This is a genomic window from Chlamydiifrater phoenicopteri, assembly GCF_902807005.1.
GTDB classification, from domain to species: Bacteria; Chlamydiota; Chlamydiia; order Chlamydiales; family Chlamydiaceae; genus Chlamydiifrater; species Chlamydiifrater phoenicopteri.
The window spans coordinates 498,946-525,107 of the sequence record NZ_LR777658.1; the positions used below are offsets into that span (position 1 = coordinate 498,946).

27 protein-coding genes and 1 tRNA gene are annotated in these 26,162 nt (G+C 40.3%); 13 read left to right on the forward strand and 15 right to left on the reverse strand.

What is annotated here, in order from left to right:
• The first annotated feature begins 103 nt into the window (after window positions 1-103).
• The 4 genes from KJA58_RS02180 to KJA58_RS02195 are packed head-to-tail and all read left to right on the forward strand — an operon-like array spanning window position 104 to window position 2,808.
• On the forward strand, window positions 104-583 hold the full coding sequence (locus tag KJA58_RS02180) for a YbjN domain-containing protein (RefSeq protein WP_213357826.1): 480 nt from the start codon (window positions 104-106) through the stop codon (window positions 581-583).
• A gap of 6 nt (window positions 584-589) precedes the next feature.
• Entirely contained in the window at window positions 590-1,285 is a 696-nt protein-coding gene (locus KJA58_RS02185; RefSeq protein ID WP_213357827.1) for a putative quorum-sensing-regulated virulence factor, read from the forward strand.
• Window positions 1,282-2,091, forward strand: coding sequence for an MqnA/MqnD/SBP family protein (locus tag KJA58_RS02190; RefSeq protein ID WP_213357828.1), 810 nt, complete (start codon window positions 1,282-1,284; stop codon window positions 2,089-2,091). Before KJA58_RS02185 ends, KJA58_RS02190 begins: the two co-directional genes overlap by 4 nt.
• Before the next feature lie 9 nt (window positions 2,092-2,100).
• A complete protein-coding gene (locus KJA58_RS02195; RefSeq protein WP_213357829.1) occupies window positions 2,101-2,808 on the forward strand; it encodes a nucleoside phosphorylase-I family protein in 708 nt (235 codons plus the stop codon).
• Window positions 2,809-2,826: 18 nt separating this feature from the next.
• On the opposite strand, the gene KJA58_RS02200 is transcribed toward KJA58_RS02195, so the two are convergent.
• The 4 genes from KJA58_RS02200 to KJA58_RS02215 all read right to left on the reverse strand — a co-directional run bounded on the left by KJA58_RS02200 (window position 2,827) and on the right by KJA58_RS02215 (window position 7,541).
• Window positions 2,827-4,851 carry an ABC transporter ATP-binding protein gene (locus KJA58_RS02200; RefSeq protein ID WP_213357830.1) on the reverse strand — a complete coding sequence of 675 codons (2,025 nt, stop codon included), beginning with the start codon at window positions 4,849-4,851 and terminating at the stop codon, window positions 2,827-2,829.
• The gene (locus KJA58_RS02205; RefSeq protein WP_213357831.1) at window positions 4,817-5,791 is read right to left on the reverse strand and encodes an acetyl-CoA carboxylase carboxyltransferase subunit alpha; all 975 of its coding nucleotides are present in this window, start codon (window positions 5,789-5,791) and stop codon (window positions 4,817-4,819) included. The genes KJA58_RS02200 and KJA58_RS02205 overlap by 35 nt, the downstream gene beginning before the upstream one ends.
• A 98-nt stretch (window positions 5,792-5,889) precedes the next feature.
• Entirely contained in the window at window positions 5,890-7,122 is a 1,233-nt protein-coding gene (locus tag KJA58_RS02210) for a hypothetical protein (protein ID WP_213357832.1), read from the reverse strand.
• A 116-nt stretch (window positions 7,123-7,238) separates the two neighbouring features.
• Window positions 7,239-7,541: an HU family DNA-binding protein gene (locus KJA58_RS02215; RefSeq protein ID WP_213318470.1), complete on the reverse strand. Its 303-nt coding sequence runs from the start codon at window positions 7,539-7,541 to the stop codon at window positions 7,239-7,241.
• Window positions 7,542-7,907: 366 nt separating this feature from the next.
• On the opposite strand from KJA58_RS02215, the gene KJA58_RS02220 reads away from it, so the two are divergent.
• A tRNA-Arg gene (locus KJA58_RS02220) sits at window positions 7,908-7,981 on the forward strand.
• A gap of 9 nt (window positions 7,982-7,990) precedes the next feature.
• On the opposite strand, the gene KJA58_RS02225 is transcribed toward KJA58_RS02220, so the two are convergent.
• The 5 genes from KJA58_RS02225 to rsmH are packed head-to-tail and all read right to left on the reverse strand — an operon-like array spanning window position 7,991 to window position 13,289.
• Window positions 7,991-8,758, reverse strand: coding sequence for an N-acetylmuramoyl-L-alanine amidase family protein (locus KJA58_RS02225; protein ID WP_213357833.1), 768 nt, complete (start codon window positions 8,756-8,758; stop codon window positions 7,991-7,993).
• The gene (locus KJA58_RS02230; protein ID WP_213357834.1) at window positions 8,715-10,175 is read right to left on the reverse strand and encodes a UDP-N-acetylmuramoyl-L-alanyl-D-glutamate--2,6-diaminopimelate ligase; all 1,461 of its coding nucleotides are present in this window, start codon (window positions 10,173-10,175) and stop codon (window positions 8,715-8,717) included. The genes KJA58_RS02225 and KJA58_RS02230 overlap by 44 nt, the downstream gene beginning before the upstream one ends.
• Window positions 10,175-12,115: a peptidoglycan D,D-transpeptidase FtsI family protein gene (locus tag KJA58_RS02235; RefSeq protein WP_213357835.1), complete on the reverse strand. Its 1,941-nt coding sequence runs from the start codon at window positions 12,113-12,115 to the stop codon at window positions 10,175-10,177. Before KJA58_RS02235 ends, KJA58_RS02230 begins: the two co-directional genes overlap by 1 nt.
• Window positions 12,112-12,393 carry a hypothetical protein gene (locus tag KJA58_RS02240; RefSeq protein WP_213357836.1) on the reverse strand — a complete coding sequence of 94 codons (282 nt, stop codon included), beginning with the start codon at window positions 12,391-12,393 and terminating at the stop codon, window positions 12,112-12,114. Before KJA58_RS02240 ends, KJA58_RS02235 begins: the two co-directional genes overlap by 4 nt.
• Entirely contained in the window at window positions 12,390-13,289 is a 900-nt protein-coding gene (rsmH, locus tag KJA58_RS02245; protein WP_425513804.1) for a 16S rRNA (cytosine(1402)-N(4))-methyltransferase RsmH, read from the reverse strand. The genes KJA58_RS02240 and rsmH overlap by 4 nt, the downstream gene beginning before the upstream one ends.
• 294 nt (window positions 13,290-13,583) lie before the next feature.
• On the opposite strand from rsmH, the gene KJA58_RS02250 reads away from it, so the two are divergent.
• The 4 genes from KJA58_RS02250 (at window position 13,584) to KJA58_RS02265 (ending at window position 16,663) form a co-directional block, all read left to right on the forward strand.
• Window positions 13,584-14,123, forward strand: coding sequence for a DUF5399 family protein (locus KJA58_RS02250; protein ID WP_213357837.1), 540 nt, complete (start codon window positions 13,584-13,586; stop codon window positions 14,121-14,123).
• Window positions 14,124-14,127: 4 nt separating this feature from the next.
• Window positions 14,128-14,565, forward strand: a complete 438-nt coding sequence (locus KJA58_RS02255; RefSeq protein ID WP_213357838.1) for a CDC27 family protein — start codon at window positions 14,128-14,130, stop codon at window positions 14,563-14,565.
• 123 nt (window positions 14,566-14,688) lie between these two features.
• Window positions 14,689-16,038 (forward strand): chromosomal replication initiator protein DnaA, encoded by a 1,350-nt coding sequence (gene dnaA / locus KJA58_RS02260; RefSeq protein ID WP_213358369.1) that lies wholly within the window; start codon window positions 14,689-14,691, stop codon window positions 16,036-16,038.
• Window positions 16,039-16,057: 19 nt separating this feature from the next.
• Window positions 16,058-16,663, forward strand: a complete 606-nt coding sequence (locus KJA58_RS02265) for a bactofilin family protein (RefSeq protein WP_213357839.1) — start codon at window positions 16,058-16,060, stop codon at window positions 16,661-16,663.
• Here the strand turns inward: KJA58_RS02265 and KJA58_RS02270 are convergent.
• Entirely contained in the window at window positions 16,660-17,064 is a 405-nt protein-coding gene (locus tag KJA58_RS02270; protein ID WP_213357840.1) for a hypothetical protein, read from the reverse strand. The genes KJA58_RS02265 and KJA58_RS02270 overlap by 4 nt on opposite strands.
• Before the next feature lie 344 nt (window positions 17,065-17,408).
• Here KJA58_RS02270 and KJA58_RS02275 point away from each other — a divergent pair, with 344 nt between their 5' ends.
• The 4 genes from KJA58_RS02275 to nqrE are packed head-to-tail and all read left to right on the forward strand — an operon-like array spanning window position 17,409 to window position 21,327.
• Complete coding sequence (locus KJA58_RS02275) at window positions 17,409-18,923, forward strand: Na(+)-transporting NADH-quinone reductase subunit B (protein WP_213357841.1); 1,515 nt, start codon at window positions 17,409-17,411, stop codon at window positions 18,921-18,923.
• The gene (gene nqrC / locus KJA58_RS02280) at window positions 18,920-19,879 is read left to right on the forward strand and encodes an NADH:ubiquinone reductase (Na(+)-transporting) subunit C (RefSeq protein WP_213357842.1); all 960 of its coding nucleotides are present in this window, start codon (window positions 18,920-18,922) and stop codon (window positions 19,877-19,879) included. Before KJA58_RS02275 ends, nqrC begins: the two co-directional genes overlap by 4 nt.
• The gene (nqrD, locus tag KJA58_RS02285) at window positions 19,866-20,510 is read left to right on the forward strand and encodes an NADH:ubiquinone reductase (Na(+)-transporting) subunit D (RefSeq protein WP_213357843.1); all 645 of its coding nucleotides are present in this window, start codon (window positions 19,866-19,868) and stop codon (window positions 20,508-20,510) included. Before nqrC ends, nqrD begins: the two co-directional genes overlap by 14 nt.
• Window positions 20,511-20,520: 10 nt before the next feature.
• Window positions 20,521-21,327, forward strand: a complete 807-nt coding sequence (nqrE, locus tag KJA58_RS02290; protein ID WP_213357844.1) for an NADH:ubiquinone reductase (Na(+)-transporting) subunit E — start codon at window positions 20,521-20,523, stop codon at window positions 21,325-21,327.
• Between the two features lie 2 nt (window positions 21,328-21,329).
• On the opposite strand, the gene KJA58_RS02295 is transcribed toward nqrE, so the two are convergent.
• The 5 genes from KJA58_RS02295 to KJA58_RS02315 form a co-directional block, all read right to left on the reverse strand.
• Complete coding sequence (locus KJA58_RS02295) at window positions 21,330-21,623, reverse strand: hypothetical protein (protein ID WP_213357845.1); 294 nt, start codon at window positions 21,621-21,623, stop codon at window positions 21,330-21,332.
• 94 nt (window positions 21,624-21,717) lie between these two features.
• Window positions 21,718-22,020, reverse strand: coding sequence for a hypothetical protein (locus KJA58_RS02300; protein WP_213357846.1), 303 nt, complete (start codon window positions 22,018-22,020; stop codon window positions 21,718-21,720).
• A 59-nt stretch (window positions 22,021-22,079) separates the two neighbouring features.
• Window positions 22,080-22,442 (reverse strand): biotin/lipoyl attachment domain-containing protein, encoded by a 363-nt coding sequence (locus KJA58_RS02305; protein ID WP_213357847.1) that lies wholly within the window; start codon window positions 22,440-22,442, stop codon window positions 22,080-22,082.
• A gap of 22 nt (window positions 22,443-22,464) precedes the next feature.
• On the reverse strand, window positions 22,465-24,588 hold the full coding sequence (locus KJA58_RS02310) for a hypothetical protein (RefSeq protein WP_343215988.1): 2,124 nt from the start codon (window positions 24,586-24,588) through the stop codon (window positions 22,465-22,467).
• Between the two features lie 74 nt (window positions 24,589-24,662).
• Window positions 24,663-26,156 carry a phospholipase D-like domain-containing protein gene (locus KJA58_RS02315; RefSeq protein ID WP_213357849.1) on the reverse strand — a complete coding sequence of 498 codons (1,494 nt, stop codon included), beginning with the start codon at window positions 26,154-26,156 and terminating at the stop codon, window positions 24,663-24,665.
• Between the last annotated feature and the right edge of the window lie 6 nt (window positions 26,157-26,162).

Consider the following 26,162-nt stretch of genomic DNA (forward strand, 5'->3'; position numbering starts at 1 on the left):
TTTTTTTGCACTAGACCTTTTCCTTGATGCTCCTTGAATAATTATACTCCATAAAGTTACACTGGGCCTTACGCTTACTGTGTAGACAGAGGGACAGCAAATAATGACAAAAACATGGACACTGAACCAAAATAATTTATTGAACTTTCTAAGAGAAAACAATTTTACTCCTTTTGAAGAAACAACAAGTAGACTCTCTTACATCAATTTAAACGCTGACGACCATGAAATCCCTCTGTTTTTCGTTATTCGTAATGAAGGAGAAATCCTGCAATTGATAGCCTATCTTCCTTTCCAACTTAAAGATCCCGAGACGCAAGCTACAGCAAGGTTGCTACACCTTCTAAACAGAGACTTGGATATCCCTGGATTCGGTATGGATGAGGAGCAAGGATTAATGTTCTATCGCCTCGTCATTCCTTGCTTAAACAAACAAATAGATGGTAAGCTCCTTCTGGTATACATCAATACTGTCCAACTTGCTTGTGACAGTTTCTCCCATGCCATTGGGTTAATTTCTTCAGGATCTATGAACCTCGATGAACTGCAGCGGGAAGTAAGAAAAGAAAATCGTTCCAAGTAAATTGATATGACGCCTCACTTCATCTTTTACGACACAGAAACTACAGGCACTAACATAGAAAAAGATCGTGTTATCGAAATAGCTGCTTACAACCCAGAAACGGATCAATCTTTCGTTTCCTATGTGAATCCTGGAGTCATTATTCCCGAGGAAGCCTCCACCATACACGGCATCACTAATGATATTGTGGCAGAAGCACCAGACTTTCCTGCAGTCATAGACTTGTTCATCAACTTTTGTGGAGAGAACACTATTTTAGTCGCTCATAACAATGATAATTTTGACTTTCCTCTCCTTGAAAATGAGTGTTTAAGGCATTCCATCTCTCTGCCCAAGTATTCTTCCATAGATTCCTTGAAATGGGCTAAGAAATACCGTCCAGACCTACCCAAGCATAATTTGCAATACTTGAGGCAAGTCTATGGATTTTCAGAAAATAGAGCTCACAGAGCTTTAGATGACGTTATTATTCTACACAAAGTGTTTTCCGCTATGATCGGAGACCTTGCTCCTTCCACGGTCTTAAACCTACTGTCAGGTACTTCCAGTCCCAAAACATTTAAAATGCCTTTTGGAAAATATAAAGGAAAAAAATTAACAGAAGTGCCTAACTCCTATATTCAATGGCTCCAAGAACAAGGAGTCTTTGACAAACCGGAAAATAAAGAAATCAAACAAGCTGTTGAGGCTCTGGGCTTATGACCTTCTCACAAAATACTTTGTCTGCAGCTTTTTCTCCATGCCCCAACGACATCTTTTTATTTCGTTCATTTATCAAAAAAGAGCAAGGATTTGAATTGCTCCCAAACGTAACACTATCCGATATAGACACCCTCAATGCCATGGCTTGTGAGCAAGCCTTTCCTTTGTTGAAAATTTCTGCTGCTCACTATCCTTCCGTCATGAAAAATTATCGAATGCTACCAGTAGGCGCTGCTATAGGTTTTTCTTGTGGCCCCTTGCTAGTAGCTAAGGCTAATTCCTCCCTATCCGCCATCAAATCTGTTGCCGTCCCTGGAATAGAGACTACAGCAGCAGCTTTAGTACGCATGTTTTTCCCTTCAATGGAACTTCTCACTATCCCTTATGATAAAATTCTAGACGCTATTGAAAATGATCTCGTTCATGCAGGAGTAATTATCCACGAAAGCAGATTTTCCTATGATCAAAATTCCTTAAAGGTTGTCGAAGACCTGGGATTAAAATGGGAAAAACAAACTTCTCTTCCTCTACCCCTAGGCTGTCTAGTGCTATCTAGAGAAGTCTCAGACTCAGAACAACTCTCTATTATTAAGCTCTTACAAAAATCTTTGTCTCGCTCTCTCTGTGAAGAAAATGAAGACGCTTTGTCTCTAGCTCTTACGTATGCTAAAGAAAAAGACCCTTCTGTTATTAAGAAGTTTTCTCAAACTTATATCTCACAAGACACCATGCTGCTCTCCCCTATTGGGGAAAAAGCCTTCACCAGACTGTGGGATTCTGTACATGCCGCATCCAAAAAAAACTAAGGTAAAATCATGCCTCATTATCTTGTTGTTGTCGCTGATGCCAAAGAAATTCAAGCTTTCCTAGATTCTACTCCGTTCACTCCAATACGAGACAACGTGTACAGAATAATATTCGACTCCTTCGCTGTCGATGTTCTCATTTCCGGGTGGGGATCTGAACTTGCTGTACACACCCTTAAACTATGGCTGCGACAATCAGATATTTTTTATGACTTCTGGATCAATATAGGCATAGCTGGAGCGTCTTCTTCTCAGATACCCCTTCATAAAACTTACTCCATAACGACAGTAGAGAAAATTATACACCGCCCTAAATCTCTTTCCAATTTTTCAGGCTTACAAGCGCGTGCACGCATGGAACAAGAGAAAGAAAGCTGCCCATGGATCGTTGACCCCTTATCTCCTTCAGTGTCGACCCGTCCTTTACCTATTTTCCCTTCTGCCCATCTATACACAGCTCCAAGCCCTGTAAATGAAGGTATTAATAGCTCTTTTGATTTAATTGATATGGAGGGCTATGGCATTGCCTCTATAGCCAGAGATATCGGAACCCCCATATCCCTAATTAAAACTACTTCAGACTACACAAACTCTGCCGCAGGGTTGTTTATTCACATACATCTGCCACAGCTCTCAGAACAAATTAAAGACAGTTTAAACCAAGCCCTACTCTTCCTAGAAGAACAGCCTAGTTTCTTCTCCTATGAAAATGTTTAGCTTTTATTAGAAAACGATTTATTGTTCTACTAAAGAGGAGCACATTTCCTCTTCAATAGCATTGCTGGATGCCGCGGCACTATTTATCGAGTTAGAAAGCATCCACATCTCTCTAAAGCCCGGGCAGCTTTGCAGCAGTTCTTCTTTAGTACCTTCAGCTATTTTACGCCCGTTTTCCACATAGATGATTCTGTCTACATGCTCCAGCGTCGACAACTTGTGGGCTATAATGATTTGCGTGCAGCTTCCCTTAAGGCTGCTAATTATCTCTTTTATATAATTCTCGCTAACAGCGTCTAACGAAGATGTAGCTTCATCCAGAAGCAATATAGAAGCTTTTTTAAGCAAAGCCCTGGCAATCGTTAAACGTTGTTGCTGCCCCCCGGACAAATTTTTCCCTGATTCTTCTAAAATAGAGTGGATCCCATCGGGCATCTTGTCTATAAATTCTGTAGCATGGGCATCTCTTAAAGCTGCTAAAACCTCTTCTTTGCTGAAGATTTTTCCTAACAATAAGTTATTCAATATTGAATCGTAAAACAAGAATGGTTTTTGTGGCACACACGCTATATGCTCTCTCAAAGACTGCACGTTATAACTAGAAATAGAGCAGCCATCAATTAAGATTTCTCCCGAGTCAATTTCATATAACCTAGGCAACAATTTCATAATGGTAGACTTACCGGACCCTGTAGGGCCCACGATACCCACAGACTCTCCTTTCTTTACAGAGAAAGAAATACCTCGCAGAACTGGTTCCCTGACGTTTATTTTTTCTCCATAGCCAAAAACTACATTACGAAATTCCAGCGTTGATAGCATCCCGGAAAAGCTTTTCTGTTTACTCTGTCCGTCCTGCTCCTTGCATAAATTTATTACTTCAAAGAATCTCTCTGCTGCTGCACACCCCTTCATAATCTGAGTATTTTCATCAGCAAATTTTTTTATAGGCTCGTAAACAAGATATAACAACCCACAAAAAACTAATAAGTCAGAAGGCGTTATAGAAAACACATACAATCCTATGAGCATAACTATAGCCAGAAACAGAGAGGCTGCAGCATGTAGTATAGGCCTAGGAGCAATCCCATAGCGAGCGCTCTTTTCTTCTAACTTGGCCACTCTTTCATTATAGGCACTATACTTCTGTAAAGAAAACTCCTCCGTACAAAACAACTTGATAGTCATTATTCCCGAAAGAAAATCAATAAGGATAGAAGAGAAACTCGACTTGTTAACCTGCACACTACGGGCAATAGATTTAATCTTTTTTGCTAAGAAGACCACAGGCAACACGAGGATAGGAAAACCAAGAAACACTGTAAGAGAGAATTGCCATGATATGGAATAACAAACAGCCAAAGTTAAAAGAAACATTGCTGGTGCATGGACATAGTTGACAAATAGTGAATTCACAGCCTCGGCTATCTGTTCAGAATCCATAGTAATTCGACTGCTGAGATTCCCTATGCCGTATGAATGAAAAAAAGACATTGGTAATTTTTGAAGAGAGGAGAAATACTCGTACCGCAAATCTTTACTTACTCTTATTGAGATAAGCATAGTTAGATAACGAACGAAGAACAACGTGATGGCTTTAAAAGCTGCTACTAAAGCGAGGACTCCAACTAAAAGGTAGAACTTTTTGTAAGAAGTAGAGGCGTTAGAAAGTTTTAACCAACTGTCTATTGATGAGGCAATTTTTTTTGTTATAGAAACCTTTTTGGGTCCTGAAGTATTTCGAGCTAAGTAGGCGTTGGCTTGACGTAGTGTTATAGAATCGCCTCCACCAGAAATCTTATCAAAAGATTCTAACAAACTTTTTCTATCAATTTCTTTTGGTGTCGACGCTAGTTGAGAGCCATCGCAAACATCCTTTCTACCAAACAACTGAAAGGCGTCGGGACCTGTCTTAACAATAACCCCCAAAGAAAGGATCTCTGCTTGAGAAGCCAAGGAGTACCCTATTATTGATAACAGAGAAAAACCGAGTAAAAAGAGACGTTTCTTACGTCTGAGAACCGCCTTCAGCAGTAGCTTCATAGATGCCTATGTTACGGAATTTTCGATATCGCTTTTCTAACAGCTCTTCCAAAGGAAGATCTTTTATCTGATTCCATTGAGAGAGAATAAATTCTTTAACATTTCTGTAAGCTGTCTCTGGTTGATGATGTGCTCCGCCTATGGGCTCTTTTATCACCGCATCTATGATAGAAAACCCTAGAAGATCTTCTGCATGCATCTTTAACATCGCTGCGGCTTCACTATTTTTTTTAGGATCCTTCCAAAGAATAGAGGCGCATCCTTCGGGAGATATTACTGAGTAATAGGAGTGTTCTAGCATTCCTACGACATCTCCAACACCCATTCCTAAAGCACCTCCGGAACATCCTTCACCTATAACAAGAACTATTATGGGTGTAGCAAGACGTGATAATTTGAACAGGTTATAGGCTATAGCGCGCCCTTGGCCTCTTTCCTCTGCCGTAAGGCCTGGATAAGCGCCAGGGGTATCTAGAAGAAAGACCACGGGAAAGCCGAACTTTTCTGCCATTTCGGCCAATCGCAAGGCTTTACGAAAGCCTTCTGGATTTAGCATTCCAAAATTTCTATGAACCCGAGAAGCGGTGTCATGGCCTTTTTCCTGACCTATGACCATAAATTTCGTAGACCCTATTTTGGCTAACCCTCCGACAACGGCAGGGTCTTCTCTGAAAGTTCGATCTCCGCATAACTCAACAAAATTTTCGCAGATGGCTTCTATATAATTGACAGACCTGGGTCTCGCTGGATGGCGGCAAATCTGCACTCTTTCCCAGGGCGTCAAATCGGAGTAAATCTTTTCTTTCAACTTATCTAAACGTTTTTCTAATTTCTGAATCTCGGAAGAAGACAGAAGGGAGTTCTCCTTATTCTTCTTCTTAAACTGTGCTATGGTCTTTTCGTACTCAACTACCTGTTTTTCATGGGGCAGCAATTCCATAAAAGATTCCGACATTCTCTAGTTAAAAAAAACATAATTTTAATACAAATAATTCTTAAAAACAATTAAATAAAAAACTTCTATTTTGAGCCCTTCCTTCAAATTCTCTCTACTCTGCCTGCTATTTTAGATTCTTTATAAGAAACATTAACTAAAAAGTCGGCTCCCCAGAAATCGGCACCTCCATTTAAAGAAAATATTTTAATCTCGTCTCGCGCCGACGAAAATGTTAACCGCACCCCATCTCGCTCTCCACGAATAATTATAGACGACATCGGCCCCCTATAAGAATCCGGCGCCGTAGCCCTAAGCGCCGGCCCCCCAGAAACTGAACATGTCTTACCCTTGAAAAAAAGCGAAAAAGTATGCGAGGAATGCTCCATTTTAACTGACTCAAAAAGAAAAGAATTTTCAGCAATAACAACATGAGAACTAACATGAGGGCCTATGCCAGAGTTAGTGAAAACCCTATACCTAGACCGATCAGAAGATGTCTTAGAAGCTCGAGAAATAAAAGATGCTTCCACAGCATCTTTCCCCTCATTTATCACAAAACTTTTAACTAATGATGCCAGACCAAAACCCAAGCAATGATCTATCTCTCCCTCATGGGGGCCATACGAAATTACCCCACTATCACCAACAAGAAAGGCTCCCATCCCACTTTTACACCCCGAAGCAGAAATAAAAGCTGCCGAGGAGAGCGATCGTCTCATCCAAAACCCCAACTCATGATCCACAAAACTATATTCAGAAAAAGGTTTTTCTCCCATTTGATATAAAAACGACTTGGAGACTCGAGTAACCTCTTTTTCTTTGTAATTTCCTCCCTGAGTCCATAGCGAAGGTAAAACTTTTTCTTCATGAGTAAACAAAGCTTGCTGATAAGCAATCATAGCTTGAGCTCGGTCACGAGCTTCATCATAAAACTCTCCTATCTTTAGCAACATCAATCCCAATTCCGCATGTTCTCTAGGATAGGGAAGCCCTCCCCAAGGCAATCCGCCATAACGGAAAAGTTTTACTGCTCCTGAATTAGAAGACTCCAAATTGAGAAAAGAAAAGTCTAGGTCTATTCCTTCTTCCAAAGAAGACAGCATGTACGCTGCGGCAGCAATCTCGTGAGCTTTTAAAATAGGATGTTTTTTAAAGGCTTTTAAAATTGATCCCCTTTTACTTTCGTCATAGTATGCTTCAAGAAGAATTTTTATATTCTCCTCAAAACAACAGGAAACCAACTGATCTAAAGACAAATCGTATGAGGGACTCAGAGTCAATGACCCATGAGTCTCTGGCTGTTGAAACACTGACTCTCGAGTCCTTGGCTCCATCTCTCAAACAATTCACATGACGCTTAAAAAAAAGTGTAAGATAACCGACGAACTTCTTAAGGTCAAGCTTCTGAAAAAAAAACAGAAGCCTGACCGAAGCGTATACTAATTTTCAACTAGGAAGATTTTGCTGGGGTTTCGATGAGTTTTTTCATTTTTTTCCCTGGAGTAAACTTAACAGCTCTTCTAGCAGGAATGTGAATAGGAACAGCAGCATTTTTTGGATTTCTGCCAATTTTAGGCTTACGCTCTACAACCTGTAGAACTCCAAAATCTCTGAACTCTAAACGATCCCCTTTTGCTAGAGCATCAGTCATCTTATCCAAGAAGTTTTGTATCACCATTCTCACGTGGCTGGGGTGGATCTTCTGATCCTGAGAAATCGTTGATATCAGTTTCTTCTTAGTCATAGTAGCCATAAGCTCTGCCTCCTATTAAACGCTCCTGCGACAGCTATTGTAGATAGCGTGAATTGTCCATGTTTCGAATTATAAGCGTATAATAGCCATCCAACTATTGGATTCAAGTTATTTTTTTAAAATCTAAAATCTTTTCTCCAACCAAAGACTCCCTCCCCTCAATACCAAAAAAAAGAAATAAAACCTAACCAACACAAGGGAAAGGAGATACAAAGCAGCACAGAAAAAAATTATGCAAAAATAAGGGATCGAGAAAAATCAAAGATAAGCCCTATACGGACACAAATCTTGCAGCAAAAACAGGCCCCCAACAATTCAAAGTAGATGACGCCTTAATATTTTTTTGCTAGAGTAGCTGCCTCTTGAGTCCTCGTAGCTCAGTAGGATAGAGCGGTTGCCTCCTAAGCAGCAGGCCATGCGTTCGAATCGCATCGAGGACGATTCTTTGCCTACCGTTTGATAGGTTTAACAGCCTTCCCTCCTTGAACAGGAGTCGACGTCGCTTTGACGACAGACTTGACCGCAGAAGCCTTTTTGCTTCCTCTGGCACTTAAATAAGCATGTATACCTTCAGCAATGCCTTTGGCCAAACGCATCCTGTACCTTCCGTCCAACAAGCAACCCCTCTCCTTAGGATTAGATAAGAAACCCGTCTCAACCAGAACAGCCGGCATTGTCGTCTCTCTAATAACAGCAAAATTACCCACCTTCACTGCACGAGATTTCAAAGATCCACACCGCTCCATTGCATGCATAATTTGCTTCCCTAACTCTTCAGATTGTCTAACCCTTGCCACAGGCGCTCCCTTACCATTATAAAAATACACCTCTGTACCAAAAGCCGCTGCATTGGAGGAATGGTTGCAATGTATACTTACAAAAACATCCGCTCGCCCAGAATTAGCCAATGAAGCTCGACGATAGAGATCCACAAAAACATCCGACGTCCTCGTCATAACAGGACGGTATCCCATGCGACGTAAATAATTCTGGGTAGCTACAGCCAAAGACAACGTTAACTGCTTCTCTTCGTAAAAAGGATTCTTACCCGCAGTTCCTTGATCCTTACCACCATGACCAGCATCAATATAGATAATCTCTGGTCGCGTCCCTCTCTGAGAAACAGTAGCATTACCTAAGCAAACAAATGGAACCAATAAAAAAACTAAAGCATTAGCAACTAGAGGCAATCGCAGCAAGAACCTCCTCCTTATCATCAAAAACTATTGTACGATGCTTAAAAATTTGATACGTCTCGTGCCCCTTGCCTGCGACGAGAATGATATCTTTATCAGAAGCAACGGACAAAGCATATTTTATCGCTTGTTTCCTGTCGATTTCGACACAAAAATCTTCCTTAGAAAACCCTGAACAGATTTCTCGAATAATACTCTCTGGATCCTCCGCTCTAGGATTATCCGTTGTCACAACAGAAAAGCCATACTTTTCCGCCACCTGAGCCATCACAGCACGCTTACTTTTGTCTCTATCCCCTCCGCAACCAAAAACAGTAATAACTCGCCCTCCTTCAGGAAGGAAGCTTTTTAGCGCTAAAAGGACATTTTCTAAAGCGTCTGGAGTATGTGCATAGTCAATAAAAACAGGACATACTCCACCATCCACACGCTCAAGCCGCCCTCGAGGAGCTTCACTCCTTGCTAAAATATATGCGGCCTCTTCAAGAGAAAAACCAAAATCTTCTACAGCAACACATAAAGCTGCAAGAACATTGTACACATTGTGAACTCCTACTAAAGGCACCTTAACAGGAACAGACCTCCCCTTATAGGTAACGACGAAACTAGCTCCATTGCTATCTAAAACAATGTTGGAAGCCTTTAAATCACAAGAACTTTCTATTCCATAAGACACCACTCTAGCCTTAGTCAAAGAAGCGTACTCCTTCGAATAAGGGGAGTCGTTATTAAATATCGCCAAACTATGCGGAGCCAAAGAAGCAAACAACAATCCCTTGGCTTTCACATAGTTTTCCCATGTTTCATGAAAATCTAAATGATCTAAGGTCAAATTTGTAAAAATTGCCGTATGAAAAGGTACGTTCAACAATCTATCAAGCACCAATCCTATAGAAGAAACCTCCATGGCAACATTCTCTAAACCATTTTTCACCATCTCGCCTAGATATCTGTATATGGAGGAGGCATCAGGAGTAGTCAAATCTCCCACAACCTTTTGAGCACCCAAAACATACCCCAAAGTCCCTAAGGAACCACAGGGTTTTCCCATAGCATCAGACAAATGCTTGATTAAACTAACAACAGTAGTTTTACCATTGGTACCCGTGACCCCTATTATATGCATCTTTTCTTCTGGAAAGCCGTAACATCTGGCCGCTAACAACGCTTCAATGAGAACGACATCCTTAGAAATAATCTGCACAACTTTCAGAAACGGATTATAGACTTCAGAAACAACGACAACAGCGCCGTTTTCTACAGCTTGCCTAGAAAAATCATTCCCATCGAATTTAGCGCCTTTTTTTGCGATAAAAATGTCACCATAACCCACAACTCGAGAATCTACAACAATGTGCCGAACTTCAATTTTGGAACTATCCCCATAGATGGAGTATTCGACCTTTTCTAAACTCTTAAGCAATTCTGTTAATCTCACTACCGGTTCCACTCCTCGAACAATTGTTTTAAAGACCTCACAAACTCCCGACAAGCGCCTTCCTCATTCTCAGGGGAAACTCCCAAATAGGGAAGAGCCCTGGATGCTATCGCTGAAAAAACAGGAGCAGCACAACGACCGCCCATATAATTCTTAGTACCATCCTCCAGAATAATATGGGCTGGATCATCAATAGAAACAAGTAAAACAAATCTTGGTAAAATATTTTTACTAAAATTGGCAGGGCAAAAACCAATGAATGATGATATGTGACGGTTTTTACAGTATTTGCCTTCGAAAATTTTCTCCGAAGTCCCCGTCTTACCTCCCGAAGAAAACCCTTTCAGAGAAGCTCGGACGCCAGTACCTCCTGGCATCGTTGTCAACCTCATAGCTTTGACAAGCTCTAGAACTACGCTATCTGAAAATAATTTTTCAGTCCCCCGCTCCTTCCGAATCGCATAACATTGTCCATTCGATGTGCGTATTTCTTTTATCAAAGTAGGCCGCACTAAATACCCGCCATTTAAAAGAGTAGAGTATGCAGCAGCCATCTGCACTCCCGTCGCCATGATATTATAACCCATAGCTAAAGAATAGGGCGTTGATACACTCCACTCCGGACTGCCATTAGCATGAAAACGTTTTGGAGACGGAACCACACCAGAAGCTTCCGCAGGCAGTTCTATTCCAGAAGTATCTCCAAATCCCAGAAGTAATAATTGATCTCGATACCACTCTGCTCCCAGCCTATTCACTATTCTATCCGCCAGCTGAGCCATATAAACATTGGAAGACTTTTGAATGGCCATGTACATGTTCAACTTTTTTCTTGGAGTAATATCTCGCAACGGCTTGCTGGCTCTTCCAGGAAAAGTTGTCCTGGTAACATCCATAGGATCTTGAGGAGAAAATAAGGGCTGTTCTCCCCGACTCACTAACTCCTCATTTCCCTTCAATGCTATGGCTACAGTGATGGGCTTCATAATAGAGCCTGGCTCAAAAACATCACTAACCATAGACACTTTAGTGTATTCTATCCTCTCCTTATCATTAAAATACTCCTTGTAATCACTAGGATCAAAGAAAGGATATTGAGCCAAAGCCAAAATCTCGCCCGAAGAAGGGTCCATCATTATTACCCGCCCTCCCCTAGCTTTGGCTGCCAGAACCCCTTTTTCTAACTCTTCTTCCGCGATAGTTTGCAAATGATGGTTGATCGTGAGAAAAATATCTGCTCCATCCTTTGGCATCTTAATAACTTGGTCCAATTCTAACCTATTCAAAGGCGATCTTAACAACTTTCGCTCCCCAGACTCGCCCTCTAAAATATGGTTAAAATATGCTTCTAGCCCCCCCGTGGGAAATGCTCTTCCCGTTTTCTCATCCTTGACCTCCCTTATAGTATGCAAAACTTGTCCTAAAAGTTTGCCAGCGGGGTAAGATCTCCTGTAATCTGTTACAAAATAAATCGCATTCGAAGGTATCTTGTTCTTAAGAGCAAAGGGACGCCACCAACTTAATATTCTTTGCCTACACTCCTTGTCTTGCCATGTAAACACCTTGCGACTACGGGACTTTTTGTTCATCTCAGAACAAATGAAGTCCTTGCTTCCCTCCCCTACGAGAGACACGAGACGCTCTGCTATTTCTTCTTTATGAGAATCCGGTATAGAAGCTGGATCTAAAAAAATATGAAACTTTGTCAAATCAAAAACCAAGGGACGGAAATCTTCCTTCACACCCACCCCCGAAAGCGTAGAGGCAAAAAAAGTTCCACGACGAAAAGGTTCTTTAACACGGAATTCGTGCTGCATAGTGGCTTCTGCTGCCCACTTATCTCCACTAAGAATTTGGATCTCGTAGTAACGAGCTATCAATAAGGAATAAAATACAAAGAGCCCTATCACTACAAAAATCAATCGTTTTTTCTTCCTCATTCGACATCAAGAAAAACTAAAGATTCTACAGTTGGGTAGTGTAGCCCCTCACACTCTGGAAGAGAAGCTATTTCCATTAAATTTTCAGAACTTTCATACCTCTCTATAATAAATGACAAAGAAACATTTTCCTCTTTCAACTCCCTCAAATTTGCAGATGTTCGTGGAATAGCTAAACGGATCTTGGTAATTTCATTTTGTTTGTTAACATAACAATACATTAACACTCCCGAAAACAAACAACATGCCACTAAACGAAAAAATAATAATCTATTCATTCAAGAAGACTTTTTTCAAAACATCTTAACTTTGCTGATCGCGATCTAGGATTTCTTTGAACCTCTTCTTTAGAAGGCATGACAACTTTCTTTGTGACTATAGAACCTAGTTTTTGGGCTGCAGCCTCTCTAAAAAAATTCTTCACAGGGCGATCTTCTGAACTACAAAAAGAAATTATCACTATCCGCCCTCCAGGAGACAGAATATCTAATGCCAAAGAAAGCAATGAAGATAACTGCTCCCATTCATTATTTACGTAAACACGAAGCGCTTGAAAAATCAATGTCAAAGGGTGAATTTTTTTCCTTAGCCTATATGAAGGAAACACTTTCACTGTAGCATCTTTTAAGTCGTTGACCGTTAAAATCTTTTTCTTTCTCCGGTAAGCGACCACAGCCTTAGCCACACTCTTCCAAGAAGGCTCTTCTCCATAGATTCGAAAAATATCGCCAAGCTCCCTTTCTGTCCTACTGTTGAGAATATCTGAAGCCGTTTCTCCTTCAGACATATCCATACGCATATCCAAAGGAGCATCCCAACGAAAACTAAATCCTCGAGAAGGATCATCCAATTGCATAGAGGACATACCTAAGTCTGCCAGCAAACCATCAATGCTATTACTTTGCAAATGATCTTTCAGCTCACTAAAAGAGGCTTTATGCAAAGAAACTTTGCTAGAAAAACGCTCTAATCGACGGGAGGCTAATTCTAACGAAGAAATATCCCTATCAAATCCTCTATAGCTCTCAATACTAGGGAACCTCTCTAAAAAAGCCTCTGCATGCCCACCAGCCCCTACGGTAACGTCACAAAAAAACTTAGGAGTCATCGACGAAAAGCAACCCAAACACTCATTAACCATCACAGAAATATGAGGAAATTCCAACGTACCCACCCAGAACCTTTATTTGAAAGTTTGCAAAAACTAAGGAAATGATATCAACGACTTGGATAAAACAAACAGTAAAAACGAACTCTCTTATCGATCAAAATTTAAAAAGAAGAATACGCATTGATAAAATACAAACAAATAAAAACTTCTCTTAAAGTTATAAAAGGTAAAACAATAAGCCTAAAACATCAAAAACAATATGTTGACTTTTTCTATACTGAATATATCATCTAGTCTTATACTGACCGAAGGTTTAGAGACAAAAACTCCCCCAGAATTCTGAATAACAGGTGCGTCGTGGTCGAAATTTTTAATTACAACACCTCTGTATATGAAAGATATGCATCCGAAACAAAGGTTATCAATGATTTCCGAAAGGAATTGAATCTTGACTCCTCCTTTATTCGGGATGTTGCCGGCCACACTAGAATACTTGATTTCACGCCCAAACCTTCCGCTCTAACAACCCTTATGGGCCTAGATCAAAAAACTCAGTGGGCATTCTTCTCCCCACCCCCAGGATACTTTAAACAACGCTTCTCTACCCCCTACCTCGTTCCTTCTCTAGGCTCTTCGGATAACCAAGATGCTGATATAGAGAAACTCTCTTCATTCCTCAAAGTTTTGACAAACGGACGTTTCGATTACAAGAGTAAGGTCCATGGATCCTTCGATCAGCAAGACCCAGATCAAGACGACGATGATGATGATGAAACAGAAGACCCCAAAATCCAAGAAGGAAAAACTCTTTTGAAAGCGTTGGATCTCGGAATAAAATCCTCTAACGTCATGATCGACTACATAATCTCTCGTATTTTCCAATTTGTTCAAGGATAACACAATGATTGATAACGAATGGAAAGCCGTTTTAGGTTGGGAAGATGACCATTTAGAAGAGCTTCGTATAGCGGGATACTCATTCTTAAGGCAAGGACATTACAAAAAAGCTCTGCTGTTTTTTGAAGCTTTAGTTATCTTGGATCCCGTTAGCGCCTACGACCATCAAATTCTAGGAGCTCTTTACCTCCAATTAGGAAAAAACCAAAAAGCCCTAACAACCTTAGACAAAGCCTTAAGACTCAAAGGCGATCACCTCCCCACACTTATTAATAAAACGAAAGCACTCTTTTGTTTGAATAGGATAGCTGAAGCTGCAGCCATAGCCAACTATCTGAAAACATGCTCCGACCCTATTATAGCCAGTGATGCTGAAGCACTGTTAATGAGTTATGTCAAAAAAGACAGCACAACAAAAAAAGTTCCCGCTTTTTCTGCTTAACTCTTTTTCACAAAATTATTGATTGCTTATCAAGCCCAATGGTACATTGGCATTTCTGTTCGCATGAAAGCTTCGCTCCTCTGCGGACAAGCAAACCTTGTGTTTTTATCTGAAGAGAGTATCATGTTAACTTGCAACGAATGCAACACCTGGGAGCAATTTGTCAACTATGTAAAGACGCGCTGTTCAGATACAGCCTTCGAAAACTGGATAGCTCCTATTCGAGTGTTAGAGGAGACTTCAACCCTAATACGCCTTGAAGTGCCTAACATTTTTGTTCAAAACTATCTCTTTGATAATTACAAAAAAGATCTCTGCTCTTTTGTTCCTGTAAATGCTGATGGGGAGCCCTCTCTCGAATTCGTTGTTGTCGAAACTAAAAAAGCTTCCCTCTCAGCAGGAGAAACTCCATCTGTAGCCAAAAGCTTTTTCCAAGAAGAAATTTCTAAAGATTTTGAGCTAAAACTTAACGCTTCCTACAAATTTGACAACTTTATTGAGGGCCCCTCTAACCAATTTGTAAAATCCGCTGCCGTGGGTATAGCTAATAAACCAGGAAAATCTTACAACCCCCTGTTTATTCATGGAGGGGTGGGCTTAGGCAAAACTCACTTGTTGCATGCCATCGGGCATTATGTTCGCGAGCATCACAAGAAACTGCGCGCACATTGCATAACAACAGAGGCTTTCATTAATGATCTGGTACACCATTTAAAGGCTAAGTCCATAGATAAAATGAAAAGCTTTTATCGCTCGCTGGATTTACTACTCGTCGACGATATCCAGTTTCTCCAAAACAGGCAAAATTTTGAAGAGGAGTTCTGTAATACTTTCGAGTCTCTCATTAACATGAGCAAGCAAATTGTCATCACTAGCGACAAGCCACCTAGTCAACTGAAATTGTCTGAACGTATAATAGCTAGAATGGAGTGGGGGCTCGTAGCTCATGTAGGTACCCCAGATCTAGAAACTCGAGTAGCTATTCTACAACATAAGGCTGAACAAAAAGGGCTGTCCATACCCAGCGAGGTAGCCTTCTTCATAGCTGATCGTGTATACGGTAATGTCAGACAACTAGAAGGCGCTATTAATAAGTTAACTGCTTATTGTAGAGTTTTCGGAAAGCCGATAACAGAAGAAGTTGTCCAAGACACTCTGAAAGAACTTTTTAAAGTTCCTGCAAAACAAAAAGTATCCGTCGAAAGCATCCTAAAGAGTGTTTCAACAGTTTTTCAAGTAAAGACCCAAGATTTAAAAGGAAACTCTCGAACAAAAGAATGTTTGCTTGCTCGTCAAGTTGCTATGTACTTAGCGAAATCCTTGATATCGGATTCCCTTTCTGCTATAGGGGCAGCATTCGGAAAAACTCATTCTACAATTTTATATGCATGCAAAAACGTTGAACAACGTATTGCTGAAGATGACACTCTAAGGCGACAGATAAATATCTGCCGTAGTAATATAGAAACCTAATTCAGGAACGGAGAGACCCATGTTTCGAAGAACAACTAAAGGATCTTTTGAGAATGTGACTACCCTGTACGAAGAAGACCCTTCATTAAGAAAGAATTACTCTCCACATTACCAACAAGAAAGTCGTATAGATGCGGCAGGCTTATATGAAGCACCGAAGTCCGTAGAAACTCCTTCCCATCCATCAGTATCTCCTATGACGCAAGAAGAGAATCCCAAATGGTCTGATCAAGAGGAAAACTCTGTCTCCCTCTCTTTTGTAGAAGAACCAGAAACAACGTTAGGCGAAGGCGTGTCTTTTAAAGGAGAGTTAGTTTTTGAAAAGTTGTTGCGCATCGATGGAACATTCGAAGGGAAACTCGTCTCCTCAGGAAAAATTATCGTGGGCCCTACGGGACGAGTGAAAGCTGACATCAATCTTGGCGAAGCTATCATAGAAGGAGTCGTTGAAGGGAATGTCACGACAAAAGGAAAGGTAGAAGCCAGAGGTGAGGCCATCATTATAGGTGATATCTCTGCATCTTCTCTCTGCGTTGATGAGGGTGTATCCATCACCGGATATGTTTGCGTTTCCCGGCCAAATACATCGTGTACCGAAGAGTCTATTGACGAGCAGACCTACTAAATAGGATCTAGAACCGTAAGACAGAAAAGCTCTGCTCCTGTAAACGATTGAAGCTTTCTTTCTAGCTCTTTCTTATCATCCTCAAAGAATCTCTTTGAACAAATCAATAACAGAACATTCTTCCCACTAAGATCCCTTCTCCTGTTTGGCCTCTTTAAAAAGAAAAACCCTTTGCGTGCTTTGTAATACTTGGCTACTCTCCCTACAACTTGTTTCACAAGTCCCGTCACAAACCAACTATGTAATTCCACTCCTAAAACAATATCAGGACGAAACTCTTCCATACCTACCCTACGGGTAATAGCATCTATCAAAAAGTTCTGAGCAACAACTTTCCCTTGAGCTGCTTGAAAAAAAACTCGCCGCAATACAATAGAGGGAGAAAAAACAGATCTCCACAAGCACGCCCTCTGCACCCCTAAACAATACATACAAAAAGAACCAGAAAGAACTTCTGAAAAGCACCTAGAGCAACGTCCTTTAGACGGTACGAAGCGACAAAACGTAATGCACGAAGGACATACAATATTGCTACTGCTTTCCTGACAACCATAACAAGTAACAGGAAAAAATAAATGTTTGAAATATGATAAAAAAGACTTACTCACTACTTAATAGTCCTAACTACAACATCTTCAGAAAGCTTCTTTTCCAAAAAATCTTTAGAAATTTCTATTTCTAAAATCCGAATAATTTGTTACGTTGTTGTTGTTTCTTTAGATAAAAGATACCGCGTACTCGTTGCATGTTACGAAAATTTTTAGACCGATCCTTTCGTCTCGTTGAAAAAGACAAGTTTAAAAAGTTTTTCCCCGTAGTAGACGCTTTAGATACCTTTTGTTTCGAACCCACTCATCCATGTTCTTCTCCTCCTTTCATTAGGGATTCTGTAGACGTTAAACGATGGATGATTATAGTCGTTTTCTCTTTAATGCCAGCTATTTTCATGGCTATATGGAATTCCGGGTTACAACAGGTCGTCTACCTTTCGAAAAACGCCAACCTCATGCAAGATTTTGTTCTTTCATCGAAAACTTTTTGGGGCGCATTCTCCTTTGCTTTTCGCCAAGGTATTTTTTTTAAAATAGTCTTCAAGGGCTTGCAACTTTTTATTCCCCTTGTCACCATAACTTACATAGTTGGCGGAGCTTGCGAAGTTCTCTTTGCTATCACAAGAAAACATAAAATAGCTGAAGGATTGCTTGTTACTGGCATCCTTTATCCACTAACTCTACCCCCTACTATTCCGTATTGGGTCGCTGCCTTAGGAATAGCCTTCGGCGTTGTATTTGCTAAAGAGGTTTTCGGAGGTACAGGGATGAACGTCCTAAACCCTGCCCTATCAGCAAGAGCGTTCTTATTCTTCGCTTTTCCAAACTGTATGACCGGAGATGTCTGGGTGGGCGGCAATCCCATAGCTATCAAAGATAGCTTGCGTATCATAAATGCAGACGCCCATAAATCTCTCTTCGATGGCTTTTCTCAGGCAACCTGTTTGCAAACGCTCAATTCAACTTCCCCCCTAATCAAGCGAATCCATGTTGATGCTATTGCTACTAATATTATGGACGCATCTTCTGTTCCTACTCTGGATTTTATCAAAGAGAAGTTCACTCTGTGGAGCCAAAATAACCCTGGAGCTGTATTGGGTAAACTCTCTATACCCCAGCTACAAGAGTTCCTGTCAGCACCTCTTTCTGAAGGCGGCTTGGGACTGCTTTCCTCTCAATTTGATTCCGCTTATGCTGCTACAGACCTCATTTATGGAACCGGGAAATTCGCTTCTTCCAACCTCTTTTGGGGCAACATCTTAGGCGCCTTTGGAGAAACTTCTACTTTTGCTTGCCTACTGGGGGCTCTCCTCCTGATCATTACGGGCATTGCGTCATGGAGGACGATTCTAGCTTGTGGATTAGGCGCTTTCCTTACTGCCTGGCTTTTTAAATTGGGAAGCATCTTGTTCTTTGATGGTTACGGAGCTTGGGCTCCCGCAAAGTTTTTCATTCCCGCACACAGACACTTGTTTATGGGCGGCCTAGCTTTCGGTTTCATCTTTATGGCCACAGATCCAGTGTCCTCACCCTCTATGAAGTTAGGTAAATGGATATATGGAGCTTTTATAGGCTTTTTAACCGTGTTTATACGCTTAATCAACCCTGCATATCCTGAAGGGGTCATGCTGGCTATCTTGTTAGGAAATGTTTTTGCCCCCCTATTTGATCACTACGCCATAGGGAGATACCGGAAGAGAGCACAATGAGAAAAATTTCCGTTAATAGCACAAAATACACCGTCATCTTTATCCTCAGCGTAAGCTTGTTCAGTGGGATCCTTCTCTCTTTTTTAAATCTAGCTCTTACCCCTTATAAAGAACGAGCTATCCTCTTTGATAGAAATAAGCAAATGTTAATGTCTGTTAAAGTTCTGGATAGTAAAAGCAGATTCCAGATAGCAGAGAACAATGGGTCTTTTACTCCAGCTATCTATAACAAAAAATCTATGCTTCTCGAAAAAGTTAAGAATCACGCTTCCCCAGTGTCTCCTGTAACTTTAGAAGATTTTTCAACAAAATTTGTTCGCCCCTTCTTTGCTGATAGATCGGGAAAAATTTTCTCCCCCGAAGAGAAAGGAATTAATGTTACAAAATACGAAAGGGAATTTGCCGATTCTCACTTGTTCCTACAGCCCCTTCTTCTCTTCTATGCTGTCTTAAAAAACTCCCCCAAAATAGGCGTTATGAGCGATCAACAGATTGTAGAAGACCCTTCAGTTATAGCCTCATTGATCATTCCTGTTTCAGGCTTTGGTTTATGGGGGCCTATATACGGATTTCTAGGTGTCCTTAATGACGGAAACACTGTTTTAGGAACAACATGGTATAAGCATGGAGAAACTCCTGGACTTGGAGCTAACATAGCTAATCCTTCATGGCAAGAGCAGTTTTTTGGAAAAAAAATCTTTCAAACCATCTCGCCAGAAATTACAGATTTAGAAAAAGTTCCTATGGGTCTAGAAGTTGTTAAAGGAAGCGCGAAAGCTATTTATGGCACCTCGCCAAAATTTCTTTCTGCTGTAGACGGTATCTCTGGAGCTACCTTAACTTGTAACGGAGTAACAGAAGCTTTCGAGCGCTCATTACTCCCTTATCGAGGACTCTTACTATTCTTTAACCACCTAAATAATGCTAAAGGCACAACTAAAAATGGCAAGTCCTAGAAAATCCTATAAGAACTATTTCCTTGACCCATTATGGAATAACAACCAAATTTTGGTTTCTGTTCTAGGGATATGTTCTTCTTTAGCGGTGACAACAACCCTAAGCACAGCGATCACTATGGGAATAGCTGTCAGTTTCGTCTCAGCATGCTCTTCTTTCTTCGTGTCTTTGCTAAGAAATTATACACCTAACAGTGTACGAATGATTACCCAACTCATTATCATTTCCTTGTTCGTCATAGTTATAGATCAATTCCTACAAGCTTTTTTCTTCAATATTTCTAAAACTCTTTCTGTTTTCGTGGGTCTGATCATTACCAACTGCATTGTTATGGGTAGAACAGAAAGTATGGCTAAAAATGTTCCTCCTATTCCAGCCCTTTTAGACGGCCTTGGGTCGGGTCTTGGATACGGAGGCGTATTAGTCTTTGTTAGCATTATTCGCGAATTTTTTGGCTTTGGAACACTTATGGGGTTCCAAATTGTTCCCCTATCTTGGTACGCTTCTGATCTTCATCCCAGCGCATACCAAAATATGGGTATAATGGTTTTAGCTCCTTCAGCATTTTTCATCTTGGGAACAATGATTTGGTTAATGAACATTTACAGATCAACTAACACTAAAAGATAGGGATATTAACATGCTAATGGGAGATTATTCTTGGTTGGGCCTCTTTGGAATTCTTATCCAAGCAGTATTCATTCAAAACATCCTATTATCAAACTTTTTAGGCATGTGCAGCTACCTGGCGTGCTCTGCTAAAGTATCCACTGCTAACGGGCTTGGCATGTCCGTAACTTTAGTACTGACAGTAACAGGAACTATAAATTGGTTAATACATACTCTCATTACTGGCCCTAGTGCTTTTTCTCGTCTCTCTTTCCTACCATCCACCATAACTTCCATTAACCTATCTTATCTAGAACTTATCGTGTTTATTGCTGTCATAGCAGCTTTCACTCAACTTCTAGAAATTATCTTGGAAAAAATTTCTCATAGTCTCTACTTGTCCTTAGGAATTTTTCTGCCACTCATTGCAGTAAATTGTGCAATATTGGGGGGCGTTTTGTTTGGAATCACTAGAAACCTTCCTTTTATTCCCATGATTTTCTTCTGCTTTGGATCAGGGGCAGGCTGGTGGTTGGCCATCGTGTTGCTTGCAACAATTAATGAAAAGCTTACTTACTCCAACATACCGACAAATCTAAGAGGCATGGGGATAGCCTTCATTACCACAGGATTAATGGCCATGGCTTTTATGGGATTAACGGGTGTTGAGCTAACTAAACCGTCTATAGAACCAGAGAAACCTCAAGAAACAACTGTTTCCCTTTTCTACAAAAAGACCCTCTCCCCTAATGAACCCTCTAGATTATCTAAAATTCAAAAAATGCTTACGCAGGGCTCAAAAAGAAAACCAATGCAAAAATCTGTCAGCGAGAAATAGGTTTAGTCGATATACCTAGATATTACGCATTTGTTTAACAAAAGAGCTAGGGCAACTCCAGCGATGAAGAATGACACAACAATCATCGCTCTCAAACAAAAGTTCACTACCATTCCAAAAAGAAACATTACTAAAAAAAGATAGAATAGAGTAACAAGAAGAGCTATAGCAAAACTCCCTACACGAAAAACTACGCTCCAACACCTTTCAGAGGAGGAATTCCTCTGTCGATCTATTTCTTGCAGAAACGAGGGGCTTTCAGACGAAATTACTAAATTACTATTCTCTATAGTCATAAAACAGCTTTTCAAAGGGACCATCACCCGCTACTTCTAAGCCAAGAAATCCGCCCCTCCATAACCTGACATCAGTAGAGTTTTTATCCAGGCTTTAACTTTTATTCCTCTCTATTAACAAAGACCTAGCCTTTTGACTAGCTAACAGGGAAGCTATCGAAAGACCCAACAAAACTACTGAAAGCACCATAGCACAAATCAAAGCCATTGTTTGTGTCGCTACAGTAGCAGCCACAAACAACCCAAATGAGAGTAAAGCTATGGTCACAACACTCACCAAAGAAGCTAACAAAGACAAATTCCTTGCTTTACTCGAAAGAGTCTTAGGAGAAACAATTGTCGTAGTAATTGTCTCTGTGGTACCTGTTTTTGTCGAAATAGGAACAGAAGAAGCCATAATCCAACCCTAAAAAATTTGTAAGAGTGTACTAAAGATGGCATTTTTTTCTCAAAAACTCAATTATTAGAGGATTCATATTTTTCTCGAGAGAGAAAGTTCTCCGGACTAAAAGGTTGGGGCAGCTTCAAAATTACCAACCAGCCCTCTCCTTCAGGATAGAGGTTAATAAACTCTGAATCTTCTTTCAGAGCCTCATTGATTTTCAAAACAGAGCCTTCCAAAGGCGTTAACACTTCTATAGCAGCTTTCGAAGACTCTAAAAGAGCTAAGATGTCCCCGCTTTTCAATAGTTTCTCTACAGAGGGTAAATCAACGTGTATAATTTCTCCTAAATTTTCCCTCATGATAGCGCTTAAACCCATCTTTACAACATTCGAATGTATGGGTGACATCCAGACATGATTCTCCGAAAAGTACACTATTGCTCTCCTTGGTTGCCTATTATCTACACATTAGATTAATAAGGTACTCGCCTAAAACTTCATTCATAAGCTGCTTTTCTATCAATGCAACTTGATCCACCTCTTCGACAAAGGCTCCTGAAGACAGTTCGCGAACGATGTAATAGTAAGGCCCCTCCTTGTCCCTTACTTGGATCGGGGAAGGCTTCTCAACATACTGCTCCATCTCAGTAAAAGAATCGAAAAAAGCTGGATCAGTTCGATATACGGTCATGCACATTTTCTCTGGCTGCCAGTTAATTGTTCCAGAACGCAGAACTCCTGATCGATGTTCTTCTAGGAGGGGGGCAACCCTTTTCAAAATCCGAACGCTCTCCTCATCTGCTGGGTATCGCTGTGCTAAAGCTTCTAGAATTTCTTGCATAGGAGAGAGCCCTTTATGATCAGCTACTATCGTTTTCAAAATATCCTTACGAAAAGCTTCTTTAAAGGAAACTATCTCTTCCTGATCAAACCGTTCTTCCACATCAAAAGAATAATAAGTTTCGCCATCCTGACTGAAACAATCGACATTATCTGTTTCATTCAAAACTTCAGCAAGAGCCGCTCCATTAGAAATCCCGTCCAAAGAAAAGTCTTTGCCATAAGAAAGAAAAATCTCTTTGCGAACCTTCTCTTTCCCCGCTAACTCTCTTGCTATCTCTTGTCTCCTGGAACGAATCATTTCTTTTTTAGAAAAGTTGTCTATCTTACTTCGAGTTTCTGTATCCAAAGTTTTTAAATCTACTTTACAATCACTAACATCTTTGTCATCAGCGATGCTTGATAATTTTTTAAAAATCTTAGGAAATTCAGCAAATAATACAGCCCTATTTTGGGGGTCTTTTTGCCACTCTCTGATTTCCGATACTGATAACTTAGATTCTAGATCCTTGGCCCTAACAGAAGAGAACGCTATCACGAAACGCCTTCCTACCAATCTATTTTCTTTCGCTTTCACGCTTTTTACTGGCAGATAATAGGATGGAATATCCAGGACGTTCTTACCTGGAATCGCTGTTAATCTCAAATAAGTTTCGAATCCTTCCAAATCAGCTTTAGAATGAAAAATCAACTCCTTAGGAAATCGGAAACAATCTAAAACTGCCCGATCCTTTCCCATAGCAAAAAACTCTCTAAAGGGCTCATAATCAAAAGAAAAACCTCCCTTCACTAGGTCCAGCCCTCTTTGAAACATCACAATATGTTTATACGCAGAAAGGAACTCTTTTAATGAAACATTATAAGCCGACAGGTAACAAGAAATAAAATCTTCTAATGAAGAGCAATCTTTTTTCCCTACAAACGCATAAGCCTCTTTAGCTCGCGTTACAAACTCCCTTTTGACTTCTTTTTTCGATAGTGTCAATCCATGACTTTCACAGAACGAGGAAAATTTAACCACAACCTCGGCCAATGAGTTAATAAACGGAGCTCCAAACCATTCTGAAAGACTACTATAGCCGAATAATTTAAAAGTCTTATCTCTGGTCGCCACAGGGTCATAAGGAAGAGAGTATGTTCGTCGTCTATATTCTGCCATATCTTTGAGAATTGTGTATGGAAACTTTTTCTCTTCTGCAAACAGAGCCACTCGAGCTTCATACCCTTCTTTCGATGCAGGATTTTTTATACTTTTAAACCTATGAAAAGCTAGGGAAAGTGCCGGGGCCGAGGATTTCCAAATCTCCTCTGAAGAAATAAAGGGGGCATCAAATCGTCGGTAAGGCTTATAGCTCATCTCCCGAGCAAAAGCTGGAAAGCCTTCCTTGGAATAGGTTGAAATAAAAAGAATTTCTCCCAATCTTGATGTTAGGATCTCTCGAGTAACAAAATTATCATTAAGAAAATTCCACCCTAAAGATTTACCGGAGAAAGGAGTCGATTCTTTAGAAAGATAGTTAGCGATGACTTGCAATGTCCTATAAGAAATTTTTTGACCTTCTGCAGTGACAAAAGCTGTTCCTCGTCTAATATCAGCCGAGTTACCTTTAGAATTTTCTCTACCAAGATAGCTCAGAGAAACCCCGAAACCGGAAACAAGCATAGCAGTAACCATCAGTACCACAACAAATTTCCGATTTTTGTAGAAAAAAGATAACACTAGCTCCCTCCATGATAACACCCTTAGGAAAGTCGAGTGTAATCTATGAGCAATAATTAAGAAAAGTAATGCTGCTAAAAACAATGAAAAACATTCTATGCGGGCATGAAATTCACCTGCAAAGATCCCAAGATATAGTAAGTAGGATCAAAATACCACTCTACAGCTTGCTCACAGGATATCTTTCGACTTAAAGACTTATCTTTCTGAAAGATCTTATTAGCTTTTCTAGCAAATTCTTTAGAGCGAATAACTATGACGCTTTCATAGTCTATGTTATGGCTTTTCTTACAAAAGTTGTAGCTGCCTATAATAAAAATTTCATCGTCTACCAACATGCTCTTCTTATGCAATTGAGTTTGATACATATCAAACTCGTAAACAGATACAGGAAACGGCGTTGCCTGCATACACTGCTTTTTCCCCCACAAAGGAAAATCTCTTCCATACATTAGCGGAATATATCTTATACGGTTCCCCCACGCGTAATTTGATGTAAGCTGCGGACTATTCTCATGAGATCCGTTGGAAATAATTTCCAAATTAACTCCACGTAGCACAGCATCGATAACAGAGTTAAAAATGGTGGATACGGGAATGAAGTACATCTGACTAAATTTTATAGAAGTTTTAGCTTCATTAATTAAATTTTTATACTCCAAAGTTATCGGGTTGTTGTCGCCATCATGAGGCCCGCTAAAGATTACCTTAACATTCTCTACTTCTACTTCAACTAGGTCTGGAGAAAATTCAAATTCTTTGACAAATACTTCTTCCAAGAGCTCCTGAGGCGCTATACTGAGATTCTTTAAAACCTCTGGATCAGAAGAAAATTCTTCCGGATCAAAGAATTTTTGCATCAAATGATCCATATTCCTCTTCCACATAACGAAGGATTTATGAAACTCTTCTCGCAACTTACTTCCCAAGAGGGTACTGCGTCCCACGACATCTTGATCTCTAAAAGCTAAAGGTCTAGCCATACCCCCTATCTGTAGTCGAGGGGAATTTACTACTTCAGGAACTTTATCTCCTTCAGTACACATAAAGTCCTCAAAATTTGTCCCTCCGATAAAGAAGTACTTACTATCAATGATAGATAATTTGACATGCATTTCTATAACATTTGGATTCAGAATAGTTGGGGAAGGCATCCACCCGGTAAAAACATACTGAAAACGATCCCCAAACTTAACAGAAATAGCTTCTATGCGTTCCTTTTCCTCTTTGAAAAGAAAAATGGGCTGAAGTATTAAGAAAGCTTTGAAGGCTGGTTCTGCGATGAAGCGTTCCTCTAGAACTTGGAGAATTTTCAATAAAATCTCCCCTCCAGCTAAACAAAGCCCCAATTCTGCACTGTGTTTGGCTTCCTCTAGAGCTTTGAGAAGAATCTTAAACGTTTCCAGTCCATTATCACAGGGAAGAAACCCTACGGTATCAGCCTCACCCAATTCTTGGCTTTGCTCTCTATCTACAAACACTATCTGCCCAGAGGAAGAACTCTGAGGGAGAAGTAGAGAAAAAGTGAATATAAAGAAAAGAGCGCAGAAAAAAATTTTTTTCAAAGAAATATTCTGTGACCAACCCATACCCGT